Annotated in this window: 19 protein-coding genes; 18 read left to right on the forward strand and 1 reads right to left on the reverse strand. The window is 39.9% G+C overall.

The features are described from left to right. Positions 1–4: 4 nt before the first annotated feature. Genes ACXIUD_RS15575 through ACXIUD_RS15590 form a run of 4 tightly spaced genes read left to right on the forward strand, consistent with a single transcriptional unit; the run spans position 5 to position 6,310 of the window. Positions 5–3,727, forward strand: a complete 3,723-nt coding sequence (locus tag ACXIUD_RS15575) for a two-component regulator propeller domain-containing protein (protein WP_458053568.1) — start codon at positions 5–7, stop codon at positions 3,725–3,727. 19 nt (positions 3,728–3,746) lie between these two features. After that, a complete protein-coding gene (locus ACXIUD_RS15580) occupies positions 3,747–4,787 on the forward strand; it encodes a response regulator (protein WP_458053569.1) in 1,041 nt (346 codons plus the stop codon). Between the two features lie 60 nt (positions 4,788–4,847). Continuing rightward, positions 4,848–5,714: a YitT family protein gene (locus ACXIUD_RS15585; RefSeq protein WP_458053570.1), complete on the forward strand. Its 867-nt coding sequence runs from the start codon at positions 4,848–4,850 to the stop codon at positions 5,712–5,714. A gap of 11 nt (positions 5,715–5,725) precedes the next feature. Then, positions 5,726–6,310: an HD domain-containing protein gene (locus ACXIUD_RS15590; protein ID WP_458053571.1), complete on the forward strand. Its 585-nt coding sequence runs from the start codon at positions 5,726–5,728 to the stop codon at positions 6,308–6,310. A gap of 18 nt (positions 6,311–6,328) precedes the next feature. Here ACXIUD_RS15590 and ACXIUD_RS15595 read toward each other — a convergent pair whose 3' ends face one another. Then, positions 6,329–7,654 carry a DEAD/DEAH box helicase gene (locus ACXIUD_RS15595; RefSeq protein ID WP_458053572.1) on the reverse strand — a complete coding sequence of 442 codons (1,326 nt, stop codon included), beginning with the start codon at positions 7,652–7,654 and terminating at the stop codon, positions 6,329–6,331. 129 nt (positions 7,655–7,783) lie between these two features. Here ACXIUD_RS15595 and ACXIUD_RS15600 point away from each other — a divergent pair, with 129 nt between their 5' ends. From ACXIUD_RS15600 to ACXIUD_RS15665, 14 genes are all read left to right on the forward strand, one after another. Further along, a complete protein-coding gene (locus ACXIUD_RS15600; RefSeq protein WP_458053573.1) occupies positions 7,784–8,245 on the forward strand; it encodes a hypothetical protein in 462 nt (153 codons plus the stop codon). A 372-nt stretch (positions 8,246–8,617) separates the two neighbouring features. Next, positions 8,618–9,679, forward strand: a complete 1,062-nt coding sequence (locus ACXIUD_RS15605; protein WP_458053574.1) for a serine hydrolase domain-containing protein — start codon at positions 8,618–8,620, stop codon at positions 9,677–9,679. Then, positions 9,676–10,581 (forward strand): helix-turn-helix domain-containing protein, encoded by a 906-nt coding sequence (locus tag ACXIUD_RS15610; protein ID WP_458053575.1) that lies wholly within the window; start codon positions 9,676–9,678, stop codon positions 10,579–10,581. Before ACXIUD_RS15605 ends, ACXIUD_RS15610 begins: the two co-directional genes overlap by 4 nt. 136 nt (positions 10,582–10,717) lie before the next feature. Then, positions 10,718–12,049 (forward strand): alpha/beta hydrolase family protein, encoded by a 1,332-nt coding sequence (locus tag ACXIUD_RS15615; protein WP_458053576.1) that lies wholly within the window; start codon positions 10,718–10,720, stop codon positions 12,047–12,049. 441 nt (positions 12,050–12,490) lie between these two features. Continuing rightward, positions 12,491–13,264, forward strand: a complete 774-nt coding sequence (locus ACXIUD_RS15620; RefSeq protein ID WP_458053577.1) for an alpha/beta fold hydrolase — start codon at positions 12,491–12,493, stop codon at positions 13,262–13,264. Between the two features lie 16 nt (positions 13,265–13,280). Further along, entirely contained in the window at positions 13,281–14,090 is an 810-nt protein-coding gene (locus tag ACXIUD_RS15625) for an alpha/beta fold hydrolase (RefSeq protein WP_458053578.1), read from the forward strand. Between the two features lie 74 nt (positions 14,091–14,164). Continuing rightward, positions 14,165–14,923: a CPBP family glutamic-type intramembrane protease gene (locus ACXIUD_RS15630; RefSeq protein ID WP_458053579.1), complete on the forward strand. Its 759-nt coding sequence runs from the start codon at positions 14,165–14,167 to the stop codon at positions 14,921–14,923. Next, complete coding sequence (locus tag ACXIUD_RS15635; RefSeq protein WP_458053580.1) at positions 14,920–15,735, forward strand: CPBP family intramembrane glutamic endopeptidase; 816 nt, start codon at positions 14,920–14,922, stop codon at positions 15,733–15,735. The genes ACXIUD_RS15630 and ACXIUD_RS15635 overlap by 4 nt, the downstream gene beginning before the upstream one ends. 4 nt (positions 15,736–15,739) lie before the next feature. Further along, on the forward strand, positions 15,740–16,210 hold the full coding sequence (locus tag ACXIUD_RS15640; protein WP_458053581.1) for a hypothetical protein: 471 nt from the start codon (positions 15,740–15,742) through the stop codon (positions 16,208–16,210). A 22-nt stretch (positions 16,211–16,232) separates the two neighbouring features. After that, complete coding sequence (locus tag ACXIUD_RS15645) at positions 16,233–17,096, forward strand: LytTR family DNA-binding domain-containing protein (RefSeq protein ID WP_458053582.1); 864 nt, start codon at positions 16,233–16,235, stop codon at positions 17,094–17,096. A gap of 147 nt (positions 17,097–17,243) precedes the next feature. Beyond that, entirely contained in the window at positions 17,244–19,568 is a 2,325-nt protein-coding gene (locus tag ACXIUD_RS15650) for a TonB-dependent receptor (protein ID WP_458053583.1), read from the forward strand. A 68-nt stretch (positions 19,569–19,636) separates the two neighbouring features. Continuing rightward, a complete protein-coding gene (locus ACXIUD_RS15655; RefSeq protein ID WP_458053584.1) occupies positions 19,637–20,404 on the forward strand; it encodes a hypothetical protein in 768 nt (255 codons plus the stop codon). Continuing rightward, the gene (locus ACXIUD_RS15660; protein ID WP_458053585.1) at positions 20,401–21,426 is read left to right on the forward strand and encodes a S41 family peptidase; all 1,026 of its coding nucleotides are present in this window, start codon (positions 20,401–20,403) and stop codon (positions 21,424–21,426) included. Before ACXIUD_RS15655 ends, ACXIUD_RS15660 begins: the two co-directional genes overlap by 4 nt. Before the next feature lie 9 nt (positions 21,427–21,435). Further along, positions 21,436–22,578, forward strand: a complete 1,143-nt coding sequence (locus ACXIUD_RS15665; protein ID WP_458053586.1) for a hypothetical protein — start codon at positions 21,436–21,438, stop codon at positions 22,576–22,578. Positions 22,579–22,704 lie beyond the last annotated feature (126 nt).

Here is a 22,704-nt window from a genome sequence, read left to right on the forward strand (position 1 = left end):
GCGTATGATTTTAAAAATTTTTAAAGGAGTAATAGTTGGATTGCTTTTTTGGGCTTGTGGTCAATCTAGTTCTGAAGTAGAAATACTTCAGTTATCGGGAGAAGTACGAGATAATGTCCAAAGGGTGATGCCAAGGTCAACTAATGTAGGAGACCTACCAGATTCTCTGCAACCTAAATTAATCAAGTTGGCAGATATGGGGAAGCTTCAGTCCTTTAAAATTCCACGAACAGAAGAAGAAAGCTATTTTATTAAATTTGAGGAAACTAAGAAGTTACGAATTTTGCCTCCTAAGGTCAATTTACGACCTATTCTCGTGGATGACCAAGGTAAAGCAGTGCTGGATAAAAATGGTAATCCTTATAATTTAGGTGATGGAGGTCTTTCCCACCTCACCATCTTTACAACTGACAATGGATTAGCTTTAGACAATATCACCAGTTCGGTTTTGGATACCCATGGGAATTTATGGTTTGGCACTTGGGGAGGAGGGATTTCCAAATTTGACGGGATGTCTTTTACCAATTACACCACTACCCATGGGCTCGCAAATAACTTAGTCCATTGCATAACAGAGGATTTAAATGGGAATATCTGGATTGGAACAGATGGTGGAGGTGTGTCGAGGTATGATGGGTTAGAATTTACCACATTCAATACATCTGATGGACTTGCAGATAACCTGGTTTACGGTGTGACAGTGGATAGTAAAGGTAATATTTGGATAGCCACTGGAGATGGTGGGGTATCTAAATTCAATGGGGCTTCATTTGTGAATTACACCCAAGAAAACGGTTTACCAAGTAATTCAATTATAAAAATCACTGAAGATAAAGAGGGATATCTATGGTTTGCCACGGGTAATTCTGGACTAGTAAGATTTGATGGGAATTCTTTTACTGAATTCACAACGGCCAATGGATTGATTGATAATAAAGTTAATTGTTTATTGGTGGATTCAACAGGTACGCTTTGGATAGGTACAGGAGGAGGGGGAGTTTCTTCTTATCAGTCTTCCGATAATAAAGAAAAAGGAACCTTTACTTCCTATACGATTGCTGATGGATTAGGAAGCAATGAGATTTGGGATATCATTGAAGATCGGGACTCCAATATTTGGTTTGCAACTGGCATAGGAGGTATTACAAAGTTTGATGGTCAGGAGTTCACCACCTATACAAGTTCCGAAGGATTACCTAAAAGTCTTATCTATAGTATTACAGAAGATAGGTCCGGGAATCTATGGATTGGAACAGGTGGCGGTGGAGTAGTTCTTTTTTATGGAAAAGCTTTTTCGAACTTCACGATGAGTCAGGGGCTTCCTGAAAATGGAGTTTTCAGCATTGTTGAAGATGATTTTGGAAATTATTGGTTTGGGACTAATGGAGCTGGGTTAGCAAGGTTTGATGGAAAGACTTTTACGAATTATTCCACGGATCAAGGTTTAGCCCATCCACTTGTAATCAGCTCATTGAAAGATCGTAAAGGAAATTTATGGTTTGGAACAGGCGGAGGAGGTTTATCTTTTTATCAAGAAAGTAATAGAGTTGGTGCTGCTGGAACATTTACTACTATTAACACTGTAAATGGTCTTCCAAGTGATGTGATTTATGATATCATTGAAGACTCAAATGGTGCAATATGGTTAGGAACTGGTGGGGGTGGACTCGTTAAATTAGAAGGCACTAGCATCTTTGATCCAAATGCTTCACTCACAGTTTTTACCACTAATCATGGTCTCCCAAGTAACATTATTTATGGACTTTATGAAGACAGTGATGGCAGTATTTGGTTAGGAACAGCGTCTGGTGTTTCTAAGTTTGACGGTCAATCATTTACAAACTATTCAACTCAGGAAGGGTTAGCCAATGAAGTGGTCTGGAGTATTATTCAGGATAGGATTGGAAGGTATTGGTTTGCGACTCAGGGAGGCGGAGTGTCTATATTTGATGGCGATTCATTTACTACATTTAATAGGGAAAATGGATTGAGTGACAATACGGTTTATGACCTCGTCCAAGATCAACAAGGTGTAATTTTTATCGGAACAAATCGTGGTTTTACAGTAATACCAGCAGAGGCTGCTATGCTACCAATTCCTCAAATAGTAAATCAAATAGAATATTATTCGACAAACTATGGTTTCCCAGTAAAGGATGTCAATAAAGGTATGCTTTTAGACAGTAAAGGGGTTTTATGGGCAGGAAATGGTAGTGATTTGACGGGATTGGTGAGATTTGATTATCAGGAATTAGAAAAGAAAAAATATAAACCAATTGCAAAAGTGAAGTCCATCAGTCTAGATCAAGAGCCAATCAGTTGGTATACTTTATTGGTCAAGGAATCTTCACGTGAAAAAAATAGTCTTTCGCAGAATGGTAATGAGTTGAAAATATTTGGTAGGATTTTAAGTCCTGAGGAACGAAAGGAGTTCCAAGAAAAATATGCTGGTATTACATTTTCTTCCATTAGTGCGTTTGAAAATATACCCATAAACCTCAGTTTACCTTATCTGTACAATAGTATTACAATTGACTTTGCGACCGATGAATTAGCTCGGCCTAATCTTATGGAGTACAGTTTTTTGTTAGAAGGTTATACGAAAGATTGGAGTCCCTCAAGCAAGAAAAGTAGTGCTTCTTTTGGTAACATGTGGGAGGGAGATTACACTTTTAAAGTAAAGGCGCGTTACATAGGACCAGCAGAAGGGGAAGCGGGTGAATGGTCCGACATAGTGTCTTATAGCTTTGCGGTTCGTCCGCCATGGTATCGCACATGGTTGGCTATTACTTTATATGCTGTGATTTTACTCTTTGTATTTAGGGTCATCCACCTTTTTCAAAAAGCTAAAACTATCCGCCGAGAAAGAGAACGTACACAGCAAAGGGAGCTGGAACAGGCCAAGCAAATCGAACAGGCTTATCAAGATTTGAAAGCCACGCAAGCTCAATTGATTCATGCGGAGAAAATGGCATCTTTAGGAGAGCTTACCGCAGGAATTGCCCATGAGATAAAGAATCCATTGAATTTTGTCAAAAACTTTAGTGAAGTTTCCCTAGAGCTTATAGAAGAGGTTTTCAAGGAGATGGAGAAACCTACTGATAGCTTTTTAGAAAATACTTTCGTTCGTGAAAATTTAGAAGACATCAGATTTAATTTATCAAAAGTTATTCATCATGGATCAAGGGCCAATAGTATAGTCACTTCCATGTTGCAACACTCTAGAGGCGGCAATGGACAAAAAGAGCTGACTGATCTGAACGCCATGATTAAGGAGTATACAAACCTAAGTTTTCATGGAATGCGTGCTGGCAAGCATCCCATCAATGTAGATATTCAATATGATTTGGATACTTCAATCCCACAAATCGAGGTAGTGGGAGAGGACTTTAGTCGAGTGATTGTTAATTTATGTAACAATGCTTTTGATGCGTTACGAATGAAAATTAAAGAAGTTGAACAAGGTTTTGAACCTAGGCTGATAATACGAACCAGAAATCAACAAGGAAGTGTGCTGATTGAAGTAGAAGATAATGGGCCTGGCATGTCTGATGATGTTAGAAGAAAGATTTTACAGCCCTTTTTTACTACCAAAAAAGGTACAGAAGGGACAGGACTGGGATTGTCAATCAGTAACGATATAATTATCGCTCATGGCGGAAGCTTGCAAATAGAAAGTATTCCAAACGAAGGATCACTATTTAGGATTACCCTTACAGTAACTTAACCCTTAAATTGAAAAATGTATGACCAAGATTTTGGTAGTGGATGATGAAGAAGATTTAAAAATCCTTATCAAACAGCGATTCAGGCAAAAAATTCGTCAGGGTGAATACGATTTTGTATTTGCTGAAAATGGAAAAAAAGCCTTAGAGCAATTGTTGGATCATCCGGATATTGATCTAGTATTGAGTGATATCAATATGCCTGTGATGGATGGGCTTACATTTCTTAGTAAGTTACATGAACAGCATGGTTTGGTCAAAGCAGTAATGGTATCTGCGTATGGAGATATGGAAAATATTCGTACCGCTATGAATCGTGGTGCCTTTGACTTTATAACCAAACCAATTGATTTTAAAGATTTAGAAATTACAATTGATAAAACTATTGAGCATATAGCAATCCTGAAGCGAACTCTTCAAGCAGTCAAAGAAAACAATATTTTGAGGATGTATGTAGATGAAACTGTACTCAATTTTATGGGGGGTAAAGAGATGGAGGCCTCACTTTTGGCAAATGAGACTACGGAGGGCACGGTAGCGTTTATTGATATTTGTGGCTTCACTGCTATAAGCGAAACAGAGTCTCCTGATTTTGTGGTGAATATGCTAAATGCTTACTTCGACATTATTGTCAAAGAAATTATACAAGAAGATGGGACAGTGGATAAGTTTTTGGGCGATGCAGTTATGGCTACCTTTAAAGGTTCGTATCACCTCGATAGAGCAGTCGATGCTTGCTTAGCTATTCGGAATGCCTTACAAAAGACTGATTTAGGTACAGAGGTGTCAAAATTTAAACCGGAAGTTTCTATTGGAATTAATAGCGGTGAAATGGTTTGGGGAAATATAGGTTCGGCTGCTCTTAAGCGCTTGGATTACACGGTGATTGGAGATACGGTCAATTTGGCAGCGCGTTTACAAGCGGCCGCAGATAAAGGGGAGATATATATTAACGAACAAAACTACCTTAAAATAAAAGATTCTTTTGAATGCCTTCCTGTAGGTGAGGTACGCGTAAAGAATAAAAAAGAACCTATAATGGTATATAAAGTCGAAAAATAGCTGCTCATAAGTGAATTTTTGATGAAATTAAGTATATTCAACTACTAAAAAATAAATCGAATGAGTCCAATCAGCTGGAAATCAGTTTTTTCTCTACGTTCTATCGCATTTACCATCATAGGGGTAGGTCTTGCGATTGTAGGTTTGCAAGGATTCATGGTCCCAAATAATTTTTTAGATGGAGGGGTCACGGGCATTTCTATATTGGTAAAAAGTTTTTCCAATATCCATATAAGTCTATTGCTCATCGGGTTTAACATACCTTTTTTGATTATAGGATTCAAAAAAATCGGTAAAACATTTGGGGTACAAGCGAGTATAGCAGTTCTCTTATTGGCCGCAGGTATGTATTTAATCGAAATACCTGTATTTACAACAGATAAAGTGCTTATTGCTGTTTTTGGAGGTTTTTTTATTGGGCTGGGTATTGGTTTTGTTATCCGTGGGGGAGGTGTGATCGATGGCTTGGAGGTAATTGCCTTGTATACGGAGCGAAAATCAGCGTTTTCGGCTGGGGAAATTATACTCACCTTGAATACCCTAATCATCATTGGTGCGGCATACAAATTTGGTATTGAAACGGGTATGTACTCAATTCTGGTATATTATACAGCTATGAAAACTACTGGTTATGTGGTAGATGGATTTCAGGAGTATACCGCTTTACATATCGTTTCCAAAAACCCTGAACAGATTAAACATATGATCGTACATGATTTCAATAAAGCTCTAACCGTGTATAAAGGAGAGCGAGGTTATTTACCAGGGTCTTTCGATATTAAATCTGATGCAGATATCATCATGACTGTCGTCACACGCCTTGAAATCCACAGAATCAGAGAAGCAGCTGTGAAAATTGATTCTGATGCCTTCATATTCGTTCACAGCATCAAAGAAGTAAAAGGTGGGCTCATTCAAAAAAACTAACTAATATATTTTTGGAAAAGGATACACGCATGGTTAATCAGATGTTCGAGCGCTTAGCCAATAGTCTGCCCAGTTTTATGGTCTATCATAGTTTGGCACATACACAATACGTTATAGATCGAGCTGTATTTCTTGCCAAATTGCAAGGATGCTCAGCTAAAGAGGTAGAGCTTGTATCGATAGCCGCTCTTTATCACGATTCAGGTTTTTTGATAGGAAGTGAAAACCATGAAATGATTGGTTGTTTTTTGGTGAAGGAAGAGCTGCCTGCCTATGGCTTTTCCTCAGATGATATCCAAGCTATATGTGGTATGATCATGGCGACTAAAATTCCCCAACAACCGAAAAATGACCTAGAAAAAATTTTGGCAGATGCGGACTTATTTTATTTGGGGACAGATCTTTATTTGAAGCAGAGTGAGTTGTTGAAAATGGAGTTAAGGCACAACAACCCTATGTTATCTGATGAGGATTGGAAGGAAACTCAAGTTAATTTCTTAACCAATCATGAATATCATACAGACTATGGGAAAGAAACGCTTACCCCGGTGAAGGAGAAGAATTTAGCATTAGTCATCAGGACTTCTGTAGGATAGGTGTCAGTTGATGGACAATTAATTGGCCTCAGCCACCCTGATTTTCACTTTTTTCAATTTTTCCTGATCTACTTTTTGGATTGTTTTAGCTGCATCCGTGCGTTTGATTGCCACATAGGAGGCATAGTCCAAGACTGTAATCATTCCAATATCTTTTCCTGATAAACCTCCTTTTTTGGTCAATAGTCCAACGATATCTCCCTTGCTGATTTTATCTTTCTTCCCTGCGCTGAAATAAAGGCATGCAAACTCGGTAGGAGTAGGGGGAGTAAGTTCTTCTGATAGCTCAAGTTCCTCTATCGTTTTATCTATATATTCTGGCAACTCCTCATCATTGGCTAAAATAAGATAGCCTTGTCCCTTTGCATGCATACGGGCAGTACGTCCATTGCGATGGGTAAAAGCATCTTTCTTGGGAGGGAGTTGGTAATGAACCACATGTTTGATTTCGGGGATATCCAAGCCACGGGAGGCAAGGTCAGTTGCAATCAACAGATTATAGACTCCGCTACGGAATTTGATCAGGTTCTTTTCACGGTCGAGTTGCTCCATTCCTCCATGCAACACTCCATGTTCAAAGCCATAATCATTTAAAAGTAAACTGATTCTATCCACAGCTTCACGATGATTACAAAAAACCAAACAAGCCTCGTGTTGAAATCCCGCAACTAAGCGCATCAACGTTTCTACTTTTACCTTGCTTGAGGTGTGAACTACCTTGAGTTCTAATTTTGATTCTACCTCATCCTTGAGATAATTGATAAGATGCGGTTTTTGAAAAGGAAGAAAGTCCGGCATGCGGTCAAGTTTAGTAGCCGATGTTAGGATATGTTTTTCTTTTCCTGTTAATGCTTTGAAAATCACACGTAGTTGTTCATGAAAACCCATTTGTAGGGATTTATCAAACTCATCTAAAACAATGGTTTTGATGTGTTGCAACGAAAGGGATTCTCGTAAAATATGGTCTGAAAGCCTACCTGGGGTACCAATGACCACCGCAGGTCCTTCGGTTAATGATTGTTGTTCAAGTTTTGCCGAATGCCCTCCATAGCAAGTGCTTACTCTAAAGTTAGATTTTAGTGATTTAAAAACTTGTTCGATTTGAATAGCCAACTCTCTGGAAGGTACGATGATAATTGCTTGTGTGGCGCGCAGCTGAGGGTCAAGTGTGTCAAGTAAAGGAAGTAAAAATGCTAAGGTCTTTCCCGATCCCGTAGGGGATAAGAGCATAAGCTGATCAACCTGCCGCGATTGCTTTATAAAATCCAGTTGCATCTCATTCAACGATTCTATCCCAGCAGGTATTAAAAATTCGGCGTATTCTTGACTTAAGTTTTTTGACATGATGTAAAGGTAGGTTTTTTTAAGAGACGAAAGATTAGGTATGAGAGATATTGACGGCTCTTTTCATAAAGTATTTTTAACTTGTTTTTAGTATATTACTAGCACTTAAACCATTGACAAAACTAAATTATGAAAATCAATTTACTTCTTGTAGCAGCTTTATTGTTAAGTCCAGCGTTGCTTTGGGCACAATCCATTGATGATGAAATCTCTTTGATTCAAAGTGCCTTTGGCATGGAAAGAAGAGCATTGATTGAAGAATATATGGGTTACGATAGAAATGATCAGTTCTGGTCTGTATACAATGCCTACGAAACCGAAAGAAGAGAGCTTATTAAGCAAAGAATCAAAACAATCAATGATTACTTAGAAAACTTTGAAAGTCTCACAGATGCTCAGGCGGATGCGATTGCTAAATCGATCATCCGAAACAATGCTTCTATTGCAGCTTTGCATAAAAAGTATCAGAAACGATTCAATAAAGTCGTATCCCCTACAGAAACCGCTAAGTTTCTCCAATTAGATAGTTTTATTCAAAATACAATTTTATTGGCAATAGCAGAGAGTTTGCCTTTTATTGGGGAGAAGTAAGACATTAATTCAAAAACCCTGCTAGGATATCAGTAGCAGGGTTTTTTACATTTTTTGATTTTGTTTTTAGATTTACTTTGGTTTTTATTCTTCAAAGTGGATAGATAGAGGCTTGCTAATATAAAAGCAATAATTGATAGGTTTAGGCCGATTTTTTTAATTATAAGCTTTGGGAAATTAATCTTAATAATTCAAAGCAAATTTCGATTCGGTCTGGATTCTAAAAAAACTGATGTTCGAGGTTTGGAATGTTTATGAAAGGTATATCCCTATTAGTACACCCGCTGTTTAGAAATTATAATCTTCGCATGCTTGACATTTTCATTATTGCAATTCCCTATCTGATTTGCTGGCTTTTTTTATATTTATAGTATGAAACGGATATTAAACCCTGCTCTGCTCCAAGCTTCCCTCCAAAAAATGGTGGACAACAAAAATATTTTCAGTGTAGCGATGAAAGTGGAGCATGGGGATAAAGGAGATTCTTGGTCAGGCGCTGCTGGCAGTATGCGAGTGGAGGACAAGTATTTCATTGCTTCCGTCACCAAAATGTACATCACGGTGCTTGTGATGCAATTGATCGAGAAAGGGAAAATCAGCCTTGATGATAGCATCAAAAAGTTTTTACCTGAACGCTATACCGATCGCCTTCATGTGCTGAAGGGAGTGGATTATTCTGATCAGTTGACCATCAAGCATTTGATTTCCAATACCTCTGGTATACCGGATTATTTTTTTCATAAACAGGAAAATGGGCGAACGGTAGCGGACGAATTGTTGGAGGGAAATGATCAAGCTTGGCCATTGGACAGGACCATTGACCTGATCAAAGCATTAAAACCCAATTTCAGACCGGGAAGGAAGGCAGCCTACTCGGATTCCAATTATCAGTTGTTAGGAAAAATCATTGAAGAAGTCAGCGCCCAGTCCATTCCAGAGATCATGAAGGTAAAAATCTTTGATCCCTTGGGCCTGAGAAACACTTATGTGTATGGGGATAAAGCCGATAACTGTCCTGTGCCATTCTATTATGGTGCTAAAGAATTATGGTTGCCCGAATACATGGCCTCCATTGGACCTGAGGGGGGAATTGTATCTACCGTGGATGAGGTGATGATTTTCCTGAAAGCTTTTTTTGGAGGGGTATTTTTCCCAAAGGCTGAGGTAGCTTCCATGAAACAATGGAAGATGATTTTACCTCCGCCAGGTCTTTTCCAATATGGAGTAGGATTGGAGAAATTATGGATTCCAAGGATTTTATTCCCATTCAAATACCCTGGAGAGATTCTTGGCTATTGGGGACAGACAGGTACTTTCGCCTTTTACAATCCCAAAACGGATCTGTATTTCTGTGGGGTTACCAATCAGATCAATGGTAAGGGACACCGAAAAGCCACTGGACTGATGATAGACACTATAAAAAGTATGCTTTGAAAGAAGAATTGGACATACCGATATACCGGGAATTTAATGATTATTATCAGGCTGCCAATACCCCCATGCGGTCCTGCGATGAAAATTTTCATGTATTTCGTTTTTCAGAACTTGGTGATGAAATCGTGCCTTTTATGGGGCCTTTCAGTATTACTTATTTTCAGATTGCAATTGGAAGAGACCTTAAGGCGGCGGTGGGTGTTTTTGATATCCGGGAAGAAATTGAAAAATATACCATGGTCATCTATCTTCCCGGTCAAATCCTTAACTGGGAAAAAACCGGTGATTGGGATGGCTTTGTGGTCAACTTCAAAGAATCTTTTTTGAATCTGGGGAGTATACCTCAACCAATGCAAAGTTTTGGTTTTCTGCATAGTGTCCAACCCTTGGTCGTGCCCCTGAGCAAAAAAGAATATAAGCGATTGAGTTATTTTTTTGAATTGATGCTGCAAGAGCAAGAGCAATTGCAGGAGGAGAATATTATGGTATTCCGGAATCTGCTTCAAGTTATGATCGTGTACATCAACCGGATAATTTCTGAAATAAAAAGTGAAGGAAGATTTGTAGAACTTCAATATCAAAAAATCGCCACCAACTTTAAGCGTTTGGTGCTGAAACATTATTTGCAAGATAGATCGGTTGCTTTTTACGCGGGACTTTTGGAGATCAGTCCTGCTTATCTGGCAGACGCAGTCAAAAAAGTCTTCCAAACTACTCCCAAATGTATCATCGACGAAATCACTTTCTTACATGCCAAGACCCTGTTGTCTTCTACAGATATTGGCATTAAAGAACTTGCTTGGAAGTTGAAATTTGATGATTACAGCCATCTCGTGAAATTTTTTAAAAAAATGTGCGGATCAAGCCCAGCCGCTTACAGGAAAAGCCTGAAAAAAGAATAAAACCTGTCCGGTTAAACTATCGAATAAGCTACCCGAATTTTTACCAAATTCCATTACTTTTTTTCCCATTAAATGTCGTTGTATTTATTGAAATTTACAGTAAATCAATGAGTTGTATTACCAAAATCCCAATACTATGAAAGCCCAGACAAAAAACAACACAGTCGTAAAAAGCGATTCCCACAAGGTGTCCAAAGACAATAAACCCCTTGTCGGGAGAATGAGGTTTTATTACAAGAATCCCATCGCAGATGGTTATTTTTCCTACCTGCTTGCATTTGGAGCAAGAGGAGGAGCCGATGTTGGTGAAGCCTTTGCTGCCGTCAGGAATGTTGGACAGTATGATACCCAAGCATGGGTACGAGAGCTCACCAAAATAGCAGATTTGTTGGAAATTCAAGCTCAAAAAAGCCTTTCCCGGGGACATACCATAACAGCCAGAGAAACTTTCTTACGTGTATACTACTTGAATAGGGCTGCTCTGTTGAATCTGAGTCCTGTGAAAGAAACCCAGCGTTATAATGAAATCAGAAAGCATTCTGTAGAAAATTTCAGGAAAGCTGCGGCATTATTTAACCCTCCCATCGAAGCCATTGAAATTGAATATGAAGGGAAGAAACTACCGGGTTATTTTATCAAACCGGACAACAGCAATGTCAAAAGGCCTACGCTATACAATGTAGGTGGAGGAGAATCTTTTTGTGAGGACATGTGTATGATATTTGGCATAGGTGACCAGGAACGTGGTTACAATATGATCACCGTGGACCTTCCCGGAATGGGAAATACCGCGGCAGAGGGCATGAAAATGGAACCTGCCATGGAAAAACCTGTAGCAAAAGTAATCGATTACCTGGAAAGCAGGCCGGATGTGGATATGGAGAGGTTGGCAGTATTTGGCCCCAGCATGGGGGGGTATACCGTAGCCAGGGCTGCTGCCAAAGACAAGCGTATCAAAGCCATGATTGCCAATAGCATTATTTTGAACCAATACGATTATTTGGTGCAGGTCAAAGAGTTGAAGATTTTGGCCAAATATGAAAACTTCCCCTTGTTCAAAATGATCACCAGGCTGTTTGGGTCTTGGTTGGGCGGTTTGTTCAATGTGATGGATGTATACAAATGGCGATGGAAAGTGAATACCATACAGGAATGGCTGGATGCCTGTAAGGAATTTAAAGCAGACCCTTCCGCTATCCAATGCCCCAGCCTTTTAATGGTGGGTGAGGATGAATTGGCTTATTGGGCCACGAAGGGATTTATTGAAGATTCTATGAAAAAAATCAATAACCCAAAGGTGGATTTGGTTATCGGAAAAGCGGAACTGGGGGCTTCCGGAAAGAACATGCTGCCTAATATTACCTTGATTCGGCACACGGTTTTTGATTGGCTGGATGAAGTTTTCCAAAAAAATGAGGAAAAGAAAAGTACCCCAGAGGCTCAGCTCAGTGATTTGAGAGTTAATTAAGCGCTGTCAGATCTCAATCCTCTATGGGAGTAAATTATGTTGTGGTTGTCTCATAAATCGAGTTTAAAAATATTTCTCAGGTAAAACTCGGATTTAGTATCATCCCTTAGAGTCTTTGTGACTTTGTGGCAATTCGAAATAGTTTTGTTGCCACAAAGTCTCCAAGACACAAAGATTAAGCAATCTTATAGCCACATAAGATTTGGATAAATAATAAGGGAGACTACTTATGAGACAGCCTCTATATATAAATTAGGTCAATTCAAAAAGGTTTAAATAATAACCCACTGATCATTGAATATCCTTCCATGAATTAAAACAGGGAGAACCCTGACTATTATCATTTTTCAAACCAATTTTTTAAGAGAAATTTGTTTCGAGTCTTATGGTCAAGATTTGAACAAAAGATTTAAACTTATGCAGTTTAATTAATCTGTATGCATGATGAATACCATCAATCTAGAATATACCATTGCAGGAGCCGATCATGGGGAAACAATCCTTTTTGTGCATGGGGCAGGCGCGAGTATCCTCCAATTTCAGCAACAGCAAGCATTTTTTTCAGATAGGTATAAGGTAGTTTTGCTATCCTTAAGAGGACATGGAGATTCTCCAAAACCATCACCGAATACTACCGGGCAATACGCCTTGACCCTATTGGCAGCAGATATTATCCAATTGATTGAGGACCTTCATTTGGACCGGATACATTATGTTGGTAATTCTGCAGGGGGTGTGCTGGGCTATCTGGTGGTCAGCAAAGTGCCTGAAAAATTCTTAAGCTTAACCACTTTTGGTACTACTGGGCAGATGAAATTTCCAAAATTCCTTGCCCCTGCATTTAGGGGCATTGACGCTTTTATGCTCCGGTTTTTTAAAAATTGGTACCTGAAATTGATGGTTTCCCATACGGCCACCAATGAGGCCTCCAAGGATATTTTTTTCCAAATGTTTGAAAAGGCGGTAATTGCCATTCCCCATTTCAGGTATAATTTGGTAAATTATGATTTCACGAGGTTCATATCCCAAAGTACTGTTCCCTATACCTTGATCAAATGTGAATTTGACAAAGGGATCAATGGGATGTTAAAATCAACACTAAAGGCTATCGAGGCCAATCCATCAGCAAAGGTGATTGACTTAAAAGGGGTGGGCCATGTGGCTAACCTGGACGATCCCAAAGCATTCAATAATTGCCTAAAAGAAATCTTGTAAACCTAATTGATCAATCATGAAGCAGGGAATATTTTCAAGCTCATATGGAGATATATACTATGAACTTTCAGGTGCAGAAGATAGTCCCATCTTGGTTTTTATTCATGGAGTAGGTATGGACCATGCTACCTTTCAGGAGCAGCGGGCATCTTTTCAACCTCAATACAGGACATTAGTTTGGGATTTACCGGGACATGGTAACTCATCCTTAAAAAATTACAATAAGCGTTTTACAGAATTGTCTGCCGACTGTTTACACGAGCTGCTGGAGACACTGCAAATTGCCCAAGTAGTTTTGATTGGGCAATCTCTGGGAAGTATGGTGGCCCAGTATTTTCAGTTGAAACATCCTGATAAAGTATTGGCCCTGGTCCATGCCCCCGGAATAGAACTGAAATCCCATGTGGGGAAATGGGCGAGAAAGTTGGTTCCCTTTTTTATCTTTTTGATTGGTTTGATTCCTGAAAAAATGTTCTACCAATCCTTTGGCAAGCACAGAGCGGTGAAGAAGGAAGTACAGGAATATTTAGCCAGAAGTATCGGGAAAATCGGTAAGAAGTTAGCATTGCAAATCACCGCTGACATGTGCTACGATTTGATTGATTCTTCGTCTCAACCCACCAAAGTTTCCCTTTTGATGCTTTATGGGGAAAAAGACTTGGGCTTTATCAAAAACGCTTCCAAAGCTTGGTGTAAAATGGAACCATCTAGTCAATGTGTAGAAATTCCCAATGCCAACCATATCGCCAATCAGGATAACCCTGAGGCTTTTAACCAAGCCTTGCATAAGTTTTTAGATGAGACCTGCCAGGTTTTTAAAACCTGATAGTTATCCCTTCTATTCACGATTAATATCTATTATTATCCAATATCAATCCATATCTAAAATTCCCCAGCATCATGAAAAGAAAAAAAGTTTACCTAGCCCTAATCTTATTTTTCCTTGGGCTTTTGGGCATGTTGTCCATGTTGACGGTGGATTTTCCATTGCCAGAGGAAATGCAATCTATTTTGGAGGAAACGTTTACCCCTTCCCAAATCCAACTGCTGATCCTGATTAATCCAACCATTCTGATGTTGATAGCGGTTATTGTGGGAACCTTGCTCTACCAGAAGGTTAACCTGAGTGTTCCCGTACTCGAAAAGATGGTAGGCTTAAAAGAAGATTCCCCCCAAACCCGCGAAATACTGATCTATGGGATAATTGGTGGGCTCTTTACAGGTATTTTATTGAGCACCCTTGGTCTCATAGGAAGGGGATTGGTTCCTTCAGAATTTGAGCAGCTGGGAGAATCCATTCAGATTACACTTGCCGCGAGGTTCCTGTACGGGGGCATTACGGAAGAAATTTTGATGCGCTTTGGATTGATGACGCTGCTGGTATGGATAGCGGCAAAGATTTTTAGGGGAACCAAACCTGCTATCTATTGGATAGGGATAAGTTTAGCTGCACTCCTCTTCGCCTTAGGCCATTTTCCCATTGTTTTTCAGTCCATAGATAATCCAAGCAGCATCATGCTCGCTTATGTCCTGATTGGCAATTCGGTTGGGGGGCTTGTTTTTGGTTGGCTGTACTGGAAAAAGGGACTGGAAAGTGCTTTTTTGGCGCATATGTTCGCACATGTGGCCATGGTTATTCTTGAAAAAATATTCCTATGAGGCCAGAAGTATCAAACAATAAATCCATTCCCATCAGGTTCTTTGTAGTTACCTTTATATGGTCTTGGCTCCTTTGGTTGCCATTTGTCTTGGGTGGTTTAGGCATTTGGGAATGGGATGAAAACCTCAGAAGCAGCCTGAGCATGCCGGCCATTATTTTGGGAGCCTTTGGCCCGGGTATTGCGGCAATTTATTCCATCCAATCCCTTCAAGGGAGATCCGCTGTCCGGCCTTTTCTTCGCTCTTTTCTTTCCTTCAGGTTTGGTTGGAAAGTCTGGTTGATCATTTTTGGAGCTATGGGATTTGCCAATTTTCTGGCCTGGTACCTGCCGGGATTTTTTGGCCATGAGCGGTTGTCCATGTTCTTACCCACCCTTTGGGTTTTTCCGGTTTATTGGTTGGTTATGGTCTTTTTCGGTGGAGGTCAGGAAGAAATCGGTTGGCGTGGATACATCATGCCCTATTTGGAATCCAAATACGGGATATGGATAGGAAATATCATATTAGGCATCATATGGACCATATGGCATGTCCCTCTCTGGTTTATTCCCGATTCCTTTCAGGTATTTATGCCTTTACCTGCCTTTTTGATTGGTTGTATTGGCTTGTCCTTTTTCCTTTCCTGGGTAGTGAAAGCCTCTCAAAATAAACCCATGTCGGCCTTGGTTGCCCATGGTACTTCCAATGCCTTGCTGGCGGTATTTCCAAGCTTGATCCTTAGAACAGGTGTCTTTCAAATTCACTTTTGGGTCTTGGAAATTTTGTATTTGCTTATTGGTATTGTTGCTTTGGCATCACTAAAAAAACAATGAAAATATGCTTCTATATTTCAAATTCAGCTTATTTTTCTTCATCGCCCACTTTGTCTCCTATATCATTGCAGGGGTAATAGACCTACAATTGGCAAGGAAAATATACAAAGGGAAGGACCGGTTGTATAAGGGTTTTTTTAGAGATATGGATAACCAAGAGGAGTCCATGCGGGTAGCCAAACTGTTGATTCCTTCCCAGTTTGTCAGGGCCATCCTGATGTCAGTAGTGTTGTATCCTATTTTACCTTTCCTACTAACCTTTTCCTTTGGGCAGCAATTTCTCTTTATGGGGAGTTTGGTATTTATCTATGCTGATTTTTCCAGTGCTGTCCCATTTTCCAATACGATAGAAGGTTTGGTATACCTCAAAAAAGAATTTGTCGAAAAAAAGGTTTTCTGGACCATTCAATTTGAAGCCATTTTATACAGTATCCTTTTCGGTTTGCTTTCCGCTTTCTTATTATTTTTATTGTGAAAGGTTTACCGTATCAAAAAGTATGTTTTCCAATTGGCTAACAAAAGAAATCCCGAAAAACTACCTGCTGCAAAAGCCTTGGGCGGCTTTTTTGGCCGTGACAGTTTTTGGCTTCTTGTTTATGGTCGTCTACAGTCCCTTTTCCAGCGGACAGGACGAGGATGGAAAGTTTATAGTCAAACTGCTCGCCTACGGGATGCTGGTCGGAACATCCGCATGGCTGGCTACTTCGGGAATAATACTGCCTTTCCTTGCCAAAAAAGGAGCTTTTTGGAGTATAGGGAAAGAATTATTGGCTTTTGCAGTAGTATTGTCTGCGATGGGCCTAACCATTTATTTTGCTGCATTTCTGTTGGAACCGGAGGCTGATCGATGGAATTTTCCCACTTTTCTGGATTCCTTCAAATACGCGGTATTCATTTGTTTTCTGCCTTACATTTTTTTCAGCTTGGTACATTTCCCTTTTTGGTTCAGCACATTGCCGGTGCAGGATGAATTTTTCAAGCGTTTGCCTGTAGCAACAGTGAAGGATGAGCCCTTGATTAGTATTAGCTCTAAACTCAAAAAGGAGTCCTTGGGCTTTCAGTTATCCGAACTCCTCTGCGTAAGTGCGGAAGGGAATTATGTGGCCTTTTACCTACAACAGGAGGATAGATTACAGAAAAAAATGATCCGAAACAGCATGATTGAAATTGAAGAACAGCTTCGAGACCATGCCTGTCTTGTAAGGGTGCACCGGGCTTTTTTGGTCAACCTCAATAAAATCAGCCATAAAAAAGGGAATGCCTTAGGCTATCGGCTCAGATTAAATGGCTTGGACATGGAAATACCTGTTTCCCGAAATAAGGTCAAGGAGTTTGAGGAAAAGTTAGCAGGATTTCACTGATCCATTCAACCCAAAAACTTGCATTTGGTAACAAGTCCTTAGTATTTATTGTCCTTCAACCCAAATACTTGGTGTCTGTACCACTTTTTCGGCTTTATCAATGCCCTTTTCTTCCTTTGTTCTGTACAACCAAAGAATATAAAGGCCATGAAATCATTTGCCAACTTCCACACACAGTTTGCGGTTGCCCTGATGGCTTTCGCACTAACTGCTTCCTTTCTTACAAGTGCTCAAACTTCTGATAAATTAACCGGAACTTTGCTAAACGCCAGTACTGAGGAGCCAATAGCTTATGCCAATGTGGTCTTGTACCAACTGCCAGACTCCCTATTTATTGCCGGTGCCAATACCAATATGGATGGCTTTTTCGAGTTGCCCTATCATGCTGAAAAGTCTTCCTTTCTAAAATTCAGCTATATGGGTTTTGAGAGTTTTACCTTGTCTTTGGATGCGATAGAAGGGCCTATGTTGGGCAACTTGTATTTCCGTGAATCCGAACATTTATTGGAAACACTCATTATCGAGGGAGAAAAAGTAAAAGGGACAACAGAAGGAGAAAAGGCTGTTTATTTGATCAATAAGCAGCATGTTGGCGTATCCAATACAGGCATGGATATCCTGAACCTGATTCCCGGAGTTTTTGTGGATTTCAACCAAAGCATCCGAATAAGTGGCAAAAATAAGGTGTTGATTTTTGTGAATGGAGCGGAAAGAGACTACCGTTATGTGCAGCAACTCAGGGCGGAACAAATTGATAAAATTGAAGTGATATTGAATCCCTCGGCCAGATTCGCAGCGGATGCCGATGCAGTGATCCATATCCTGTTGACCGAAAGGGAGCATGGTATGTCAGGAATGTTGTATGGGGAATTGCCCATTTCCCGAAATGAAGTCTACAGTTTCCCCAGTGCCAGCTTGTCCTTTTATACGCCCAAACTCCATGCGTATACGAGTTATAATGGTGCATTCAGCCTATTTGATGTGGTGCAGGGCTATGAGCGGAATATCAACAATGGGGATTACATACAAATGGAACAAAAAACCCGACAAAGGAGCATTTCGCATACCTTTCACCAAGGATTGGAATATGCCCTGAGTCCAAAGACCTTACTGCATGGATATGTTGCGGGGAGTTGGTTTTCAGAAACCCATAACGGCACCATCAACCTTCAAAAAAACGAGTTGGAACCTTGGACCGCGAAGCGTGAAGAAGAAGACCGTAACCGGTCTTTGACTACAGCGCTTTATTTTCAACATGAATTTGAAGGGGAAAAGGAAAGCGGTATCACCGTTGATTGGACACATAGCCGCTTAAGGGGAGAGAATAAATTGAGCTTTTTTGAAGCCAAAGAGCCTGTTGTCAACCATATCCAACCTACCCAAGTAGTGTCTAATCTGAGGACGGATTTTAGCAGGCAGTTGAGGGCGGATGTAAGGATGCGCGCAGGGTTTCAGGTTCAGCGGCAGCATTTTGGAAATGGCTATGAAAACAATTTTGATTTTAGAAGTCGGATCAATGCCCTTTACAGCTCCTTCTCCTGGAAAGGTAAAGCTTGGGATGCAGAACTTGGTTTGAGGACTGAGCAAATCAACCTTCAAACCCTCAATCAAGAGCAAGCTCAAAACCATCTGTACTTCCTCCCCAATGCAAGACTGGGGCATGTTTGGACTGAAAAACACGCCAGCAGGTTTTTTTTCCGATCCTCCGTAGTGTATCCGCTGTTTCACCAATTGAACAACTTTGAAGCCTTTTTGGATCCCTATACCATTGCTTTTGGTAATCAGGCTATTCAGCCTTATATCTTTCATCAGGCCAATGTGGAACATACTTGGAATACAGGTAACCTCCTGTTGATGAATACGCTCTTTTTTGAAACACGAAGCGATATGATCAATGGCCTACATAGGCTCAATTCAAATGGCTTGATGGAAATTACTTTTGCCAACTTAGGCACGCTTTACCAAACAGGCTTACAATCCAGCGGAGCGATGAGGCTGAGTAAGCAGCTTTCCCTGAACCATATGCTGAGGGTTTTTCACAGTCGTGGTATTGGACAAGATGCAGGTAGCTTTCCTGCAAGGGATAAAGTAGCCATAGAAACCGGGTTTTCGGGTATGCTGGCATTGGAAAGGGATATCCTCCTTACCCTTCGTTTCAGGTACCTATCTCCTGTCAATGATATCCAATCTGATTTCTTCAGTGGACCACTTTATTTCCTCGCAGCCGAGAAGAAGCTGGGTGAGCAATGGAAGGTAGGCTTGACTTCTGCCATGCCCTTCTCCCGCAGATTTACCTACTATGGATTGGAAACTCGGGAGGAGCAGTTTCACCAGCGGGCAACCGGTCAGATCCAAATGTCAAGGATTCCGCTATGGTTTACCTTGAATTATTCCTTCCAAAAAGGAAAAGAAGTTCAGAAAGAAAAGAAGGAAGTTTCCAGTGGACTACATATCAATAAAAAAGGTTTTTAACCTTTAACTGACGAATGTCAGGGTTTTCTTCTTATTTTGAACGTAATTTTGTTGAGTAAAGAGAAAAAATGAAACAGCTACTGCTCATACTAATCCTCCTAGGATTCCATCTTGAAGGATTTGCTCAAGAAAAGCAACGGACTCTTTTCTGGAATGCAGGGCCTCAAAATACATGGGAAAGAGATTTTGCTTATTCTCCACTTGTATATCGAGGAGGAAGTCTTGGTTTTTCATTTGGGTTTATAAGTGCATCTGAAAAAAAGATAGACGAGGTCTATATGCACTATGCCCGAATTCCAACAGAAAATGAGTTTGGAGCTGCTATGGTAGGTACCCAAGCCAGTATCATGACCTACACTTTTTATAAAGCTTCTTGGTTGCCAAGCGGATGGAAGATAGGTTGGTCCAATAATAATGCGCTCAGTCTTCGTAATTTTCAAGATGCGCAGAATTTTAATCCCAGGTTCGATTTTCATACCTCCTTTGGTCCGGCTATTCGTTATGAGTCAATTTTCGGAAAAAGTGAACAGTGGAGATACAGCTTTCAAGGGCATTGGCAAGTGATAGGGTTTTTATTTTCAGCCTCCTATGTTACGAGTCCTCCGGATGCATTTTTGCATGAACAGCCTACATTCAATGCCTTTTTGCAATCGATCCGGTTTTTTCAACCATTTCAACAGCAGGACTTAGGCATGATCAATCAGGTTTTTTACAAACTCACCAATGGAAATGAGTTTGGCTTAGGATATCGTTTCAATTTCAGTAATCTGGTTAATGAGCAACGTTCCCAACGTGCTGCAGGACACTATTTCTTACAGTTTAATTTTCAGTTATGAACAGGCGTTTTTCAATCTATAAGTGGATTTTAGTTGGAATAATGTTTATTCTTGGTGCATGCGAAGAAATGCTCGCACCTGTTAAACCTGCGTCTAGTCCGCAGGTGGTATTTGAACATTTGTGGAATGATATCAATAATCGCTACAGTTTTTTTGAAGAAAAACAGGTGGATTGGCATGCGATTAGAGAAAAATACAGTTCAAAAATATTCACCACAATGAGTGAACATGAGCTTTTTGATGTCTTAGGTGATATGCTTGGAGAGTTAGAAGATGGCCATGTCAATTTGTTAAGTACTTTTGACAGATCTCGAAATTGGCTCTGGTATGAGAATTTCCCATTGTTTTACAATCAACAATTGATTGAGCAAGTTTACCTTCGTACCAATTTTTGGATAATAGGGCCTTTGCAAGTGCAGACCTTGGATGATGATGTGTTGTATGTTAATTATCGTTCATTTGAACGTCCTTTGACAGAGCAACATATGGATCAAATTGTGTTTTTGATGCGAAGCCATAAAGGGTTGATTATTGATGTCCGGAGTAATGGAGGTGGTAATTTGCAAAACGCCTTAACAATCATGTCAAGGTTTATAGAGGAAGAACATCTATACGGACAACAACGGTTTAAATCTGGGCCAGGAAGGAATGATTTTACTCCTTGGGCTCCTTTGCGAATTATCCCAAGTTCAGGCTCAAAATACCTTGGAAATGTAGCCATTTTAACCAATCGTCGTTCTTATAGCACCACCACTTTTTTTGCACAAATGGGGAAGACGCTTCCACAAGTCCGATTATTCGGTGATCAGACAGGTGGAGGTGGAGGTATTCCGGTTTTTGCAGAATTGCCCAATGGTTGGACTTACCGCTTTTCTGCATCACAAAGTATAGATTTGGAAGAAAATCATTTGGAATTTGGTGTGCAAGTAGATGAGGACTTAACTTCTTTTTTACTCGTTAGAATTGGGAGAGATCATTTTATTGATACAGCTGTGTCCTGGTTAAAAGAACAATCGGAATAATTAGTTAGCATGAAAAAAGAGATTTTTAAAGCGTTATTACTTATGATTTTCATTGCAGCATGTTCGCAAAAAAAATCAAAAGATAAGTTAACTGATGCATACCAATGGGCTTTTCAAGACTCTATTCAGGTGGATTATATGGGAGAATTGTTTTTGATGGATTACGATCCTCTACAAGAATTATACTTGGGGAGGTGGAATGCTCAGGAGGAGTACGTAGTTTTTGATGAATCCGGAAAAGTTAAGCATACCTTCAAGTTAACCGAAGATGGCCCTAATAAAATTGCCTGGGCGCAAGGAGTAAATTTTTTAGACGGGGAAATCTGTGTGATGGATGAAGCGCAAGGCATTCATTTTTTTGAGCTTGATGGCACTTTTGTCAGTAAGCTACCTACAGCTGAAGGTTACTTTTACATCAATGGCTTACCATTTGGTGCACTCAAATTGGCGAAAGAATACATCTATCTGCGACCTGAAAGAGGGGAAAGTTTGATAGATATTCCATCCATGTATGGCAGTGCCTATTCTGAAGATGTTTTGGAAATATTGAATCCTTCCACTGGAGAGATTCGGACGAGTATGCCTTTCCCTCCAAATACACTTTACAGCTCTGGTAATTTTTATAATTGGACATTTCCAGGGCTTGCTAGATTCAAAAATGAATGGATTTTGTGGATGTTGGCAGAGCAAAAGTATTTTGTTTACAATGAACAGGAGGGAGAATTAGTATTTTCTAAGACGGTCGATCTCGACTTGAAAGATGCCATTCCAATGCCTGGTATTGCCATGGCAAGATATCAAGATTGGTATGAGGAATACGGGAATGTAGTGTTTGGGAGAATTGAACAAATTTATAGAAGAGAGTCTGACATAGTAGTAATTTACACCAAGGGAGTGAGTGAAGACATTGCTAGCCAATACAGCCGTGACAATTGGGAAGAGTGGTCAGCATTTCTTGATAGCATTCAGAAATATGCCGCCATCTTTGATAACAATCATGAGTTGATTCAAAAGGATATACTAGTTCCTAAAGGAATTTGGCTCTCTTCAATTGTTCACCGAAATGGAGCTATCATTGCTCAAAAAAATCAAGAATATTTTGGGGTGGAGGAAGATAATTTAACCTTTTATAAGCTGGATTTAGGCAGATAAAGATTTTTGCTGTTACTATTCATTCTGAAATTCGAGGGGTATTAATGCCATAAAGGCACCAAGACACAAAGAATTCACTCATGGTTTATCTTAAATCATTATAGCATCAAAAGTATGTATCTTTTG

It is taken from the genome of Mongoliitalea sp., assembly GCF_054166905.1.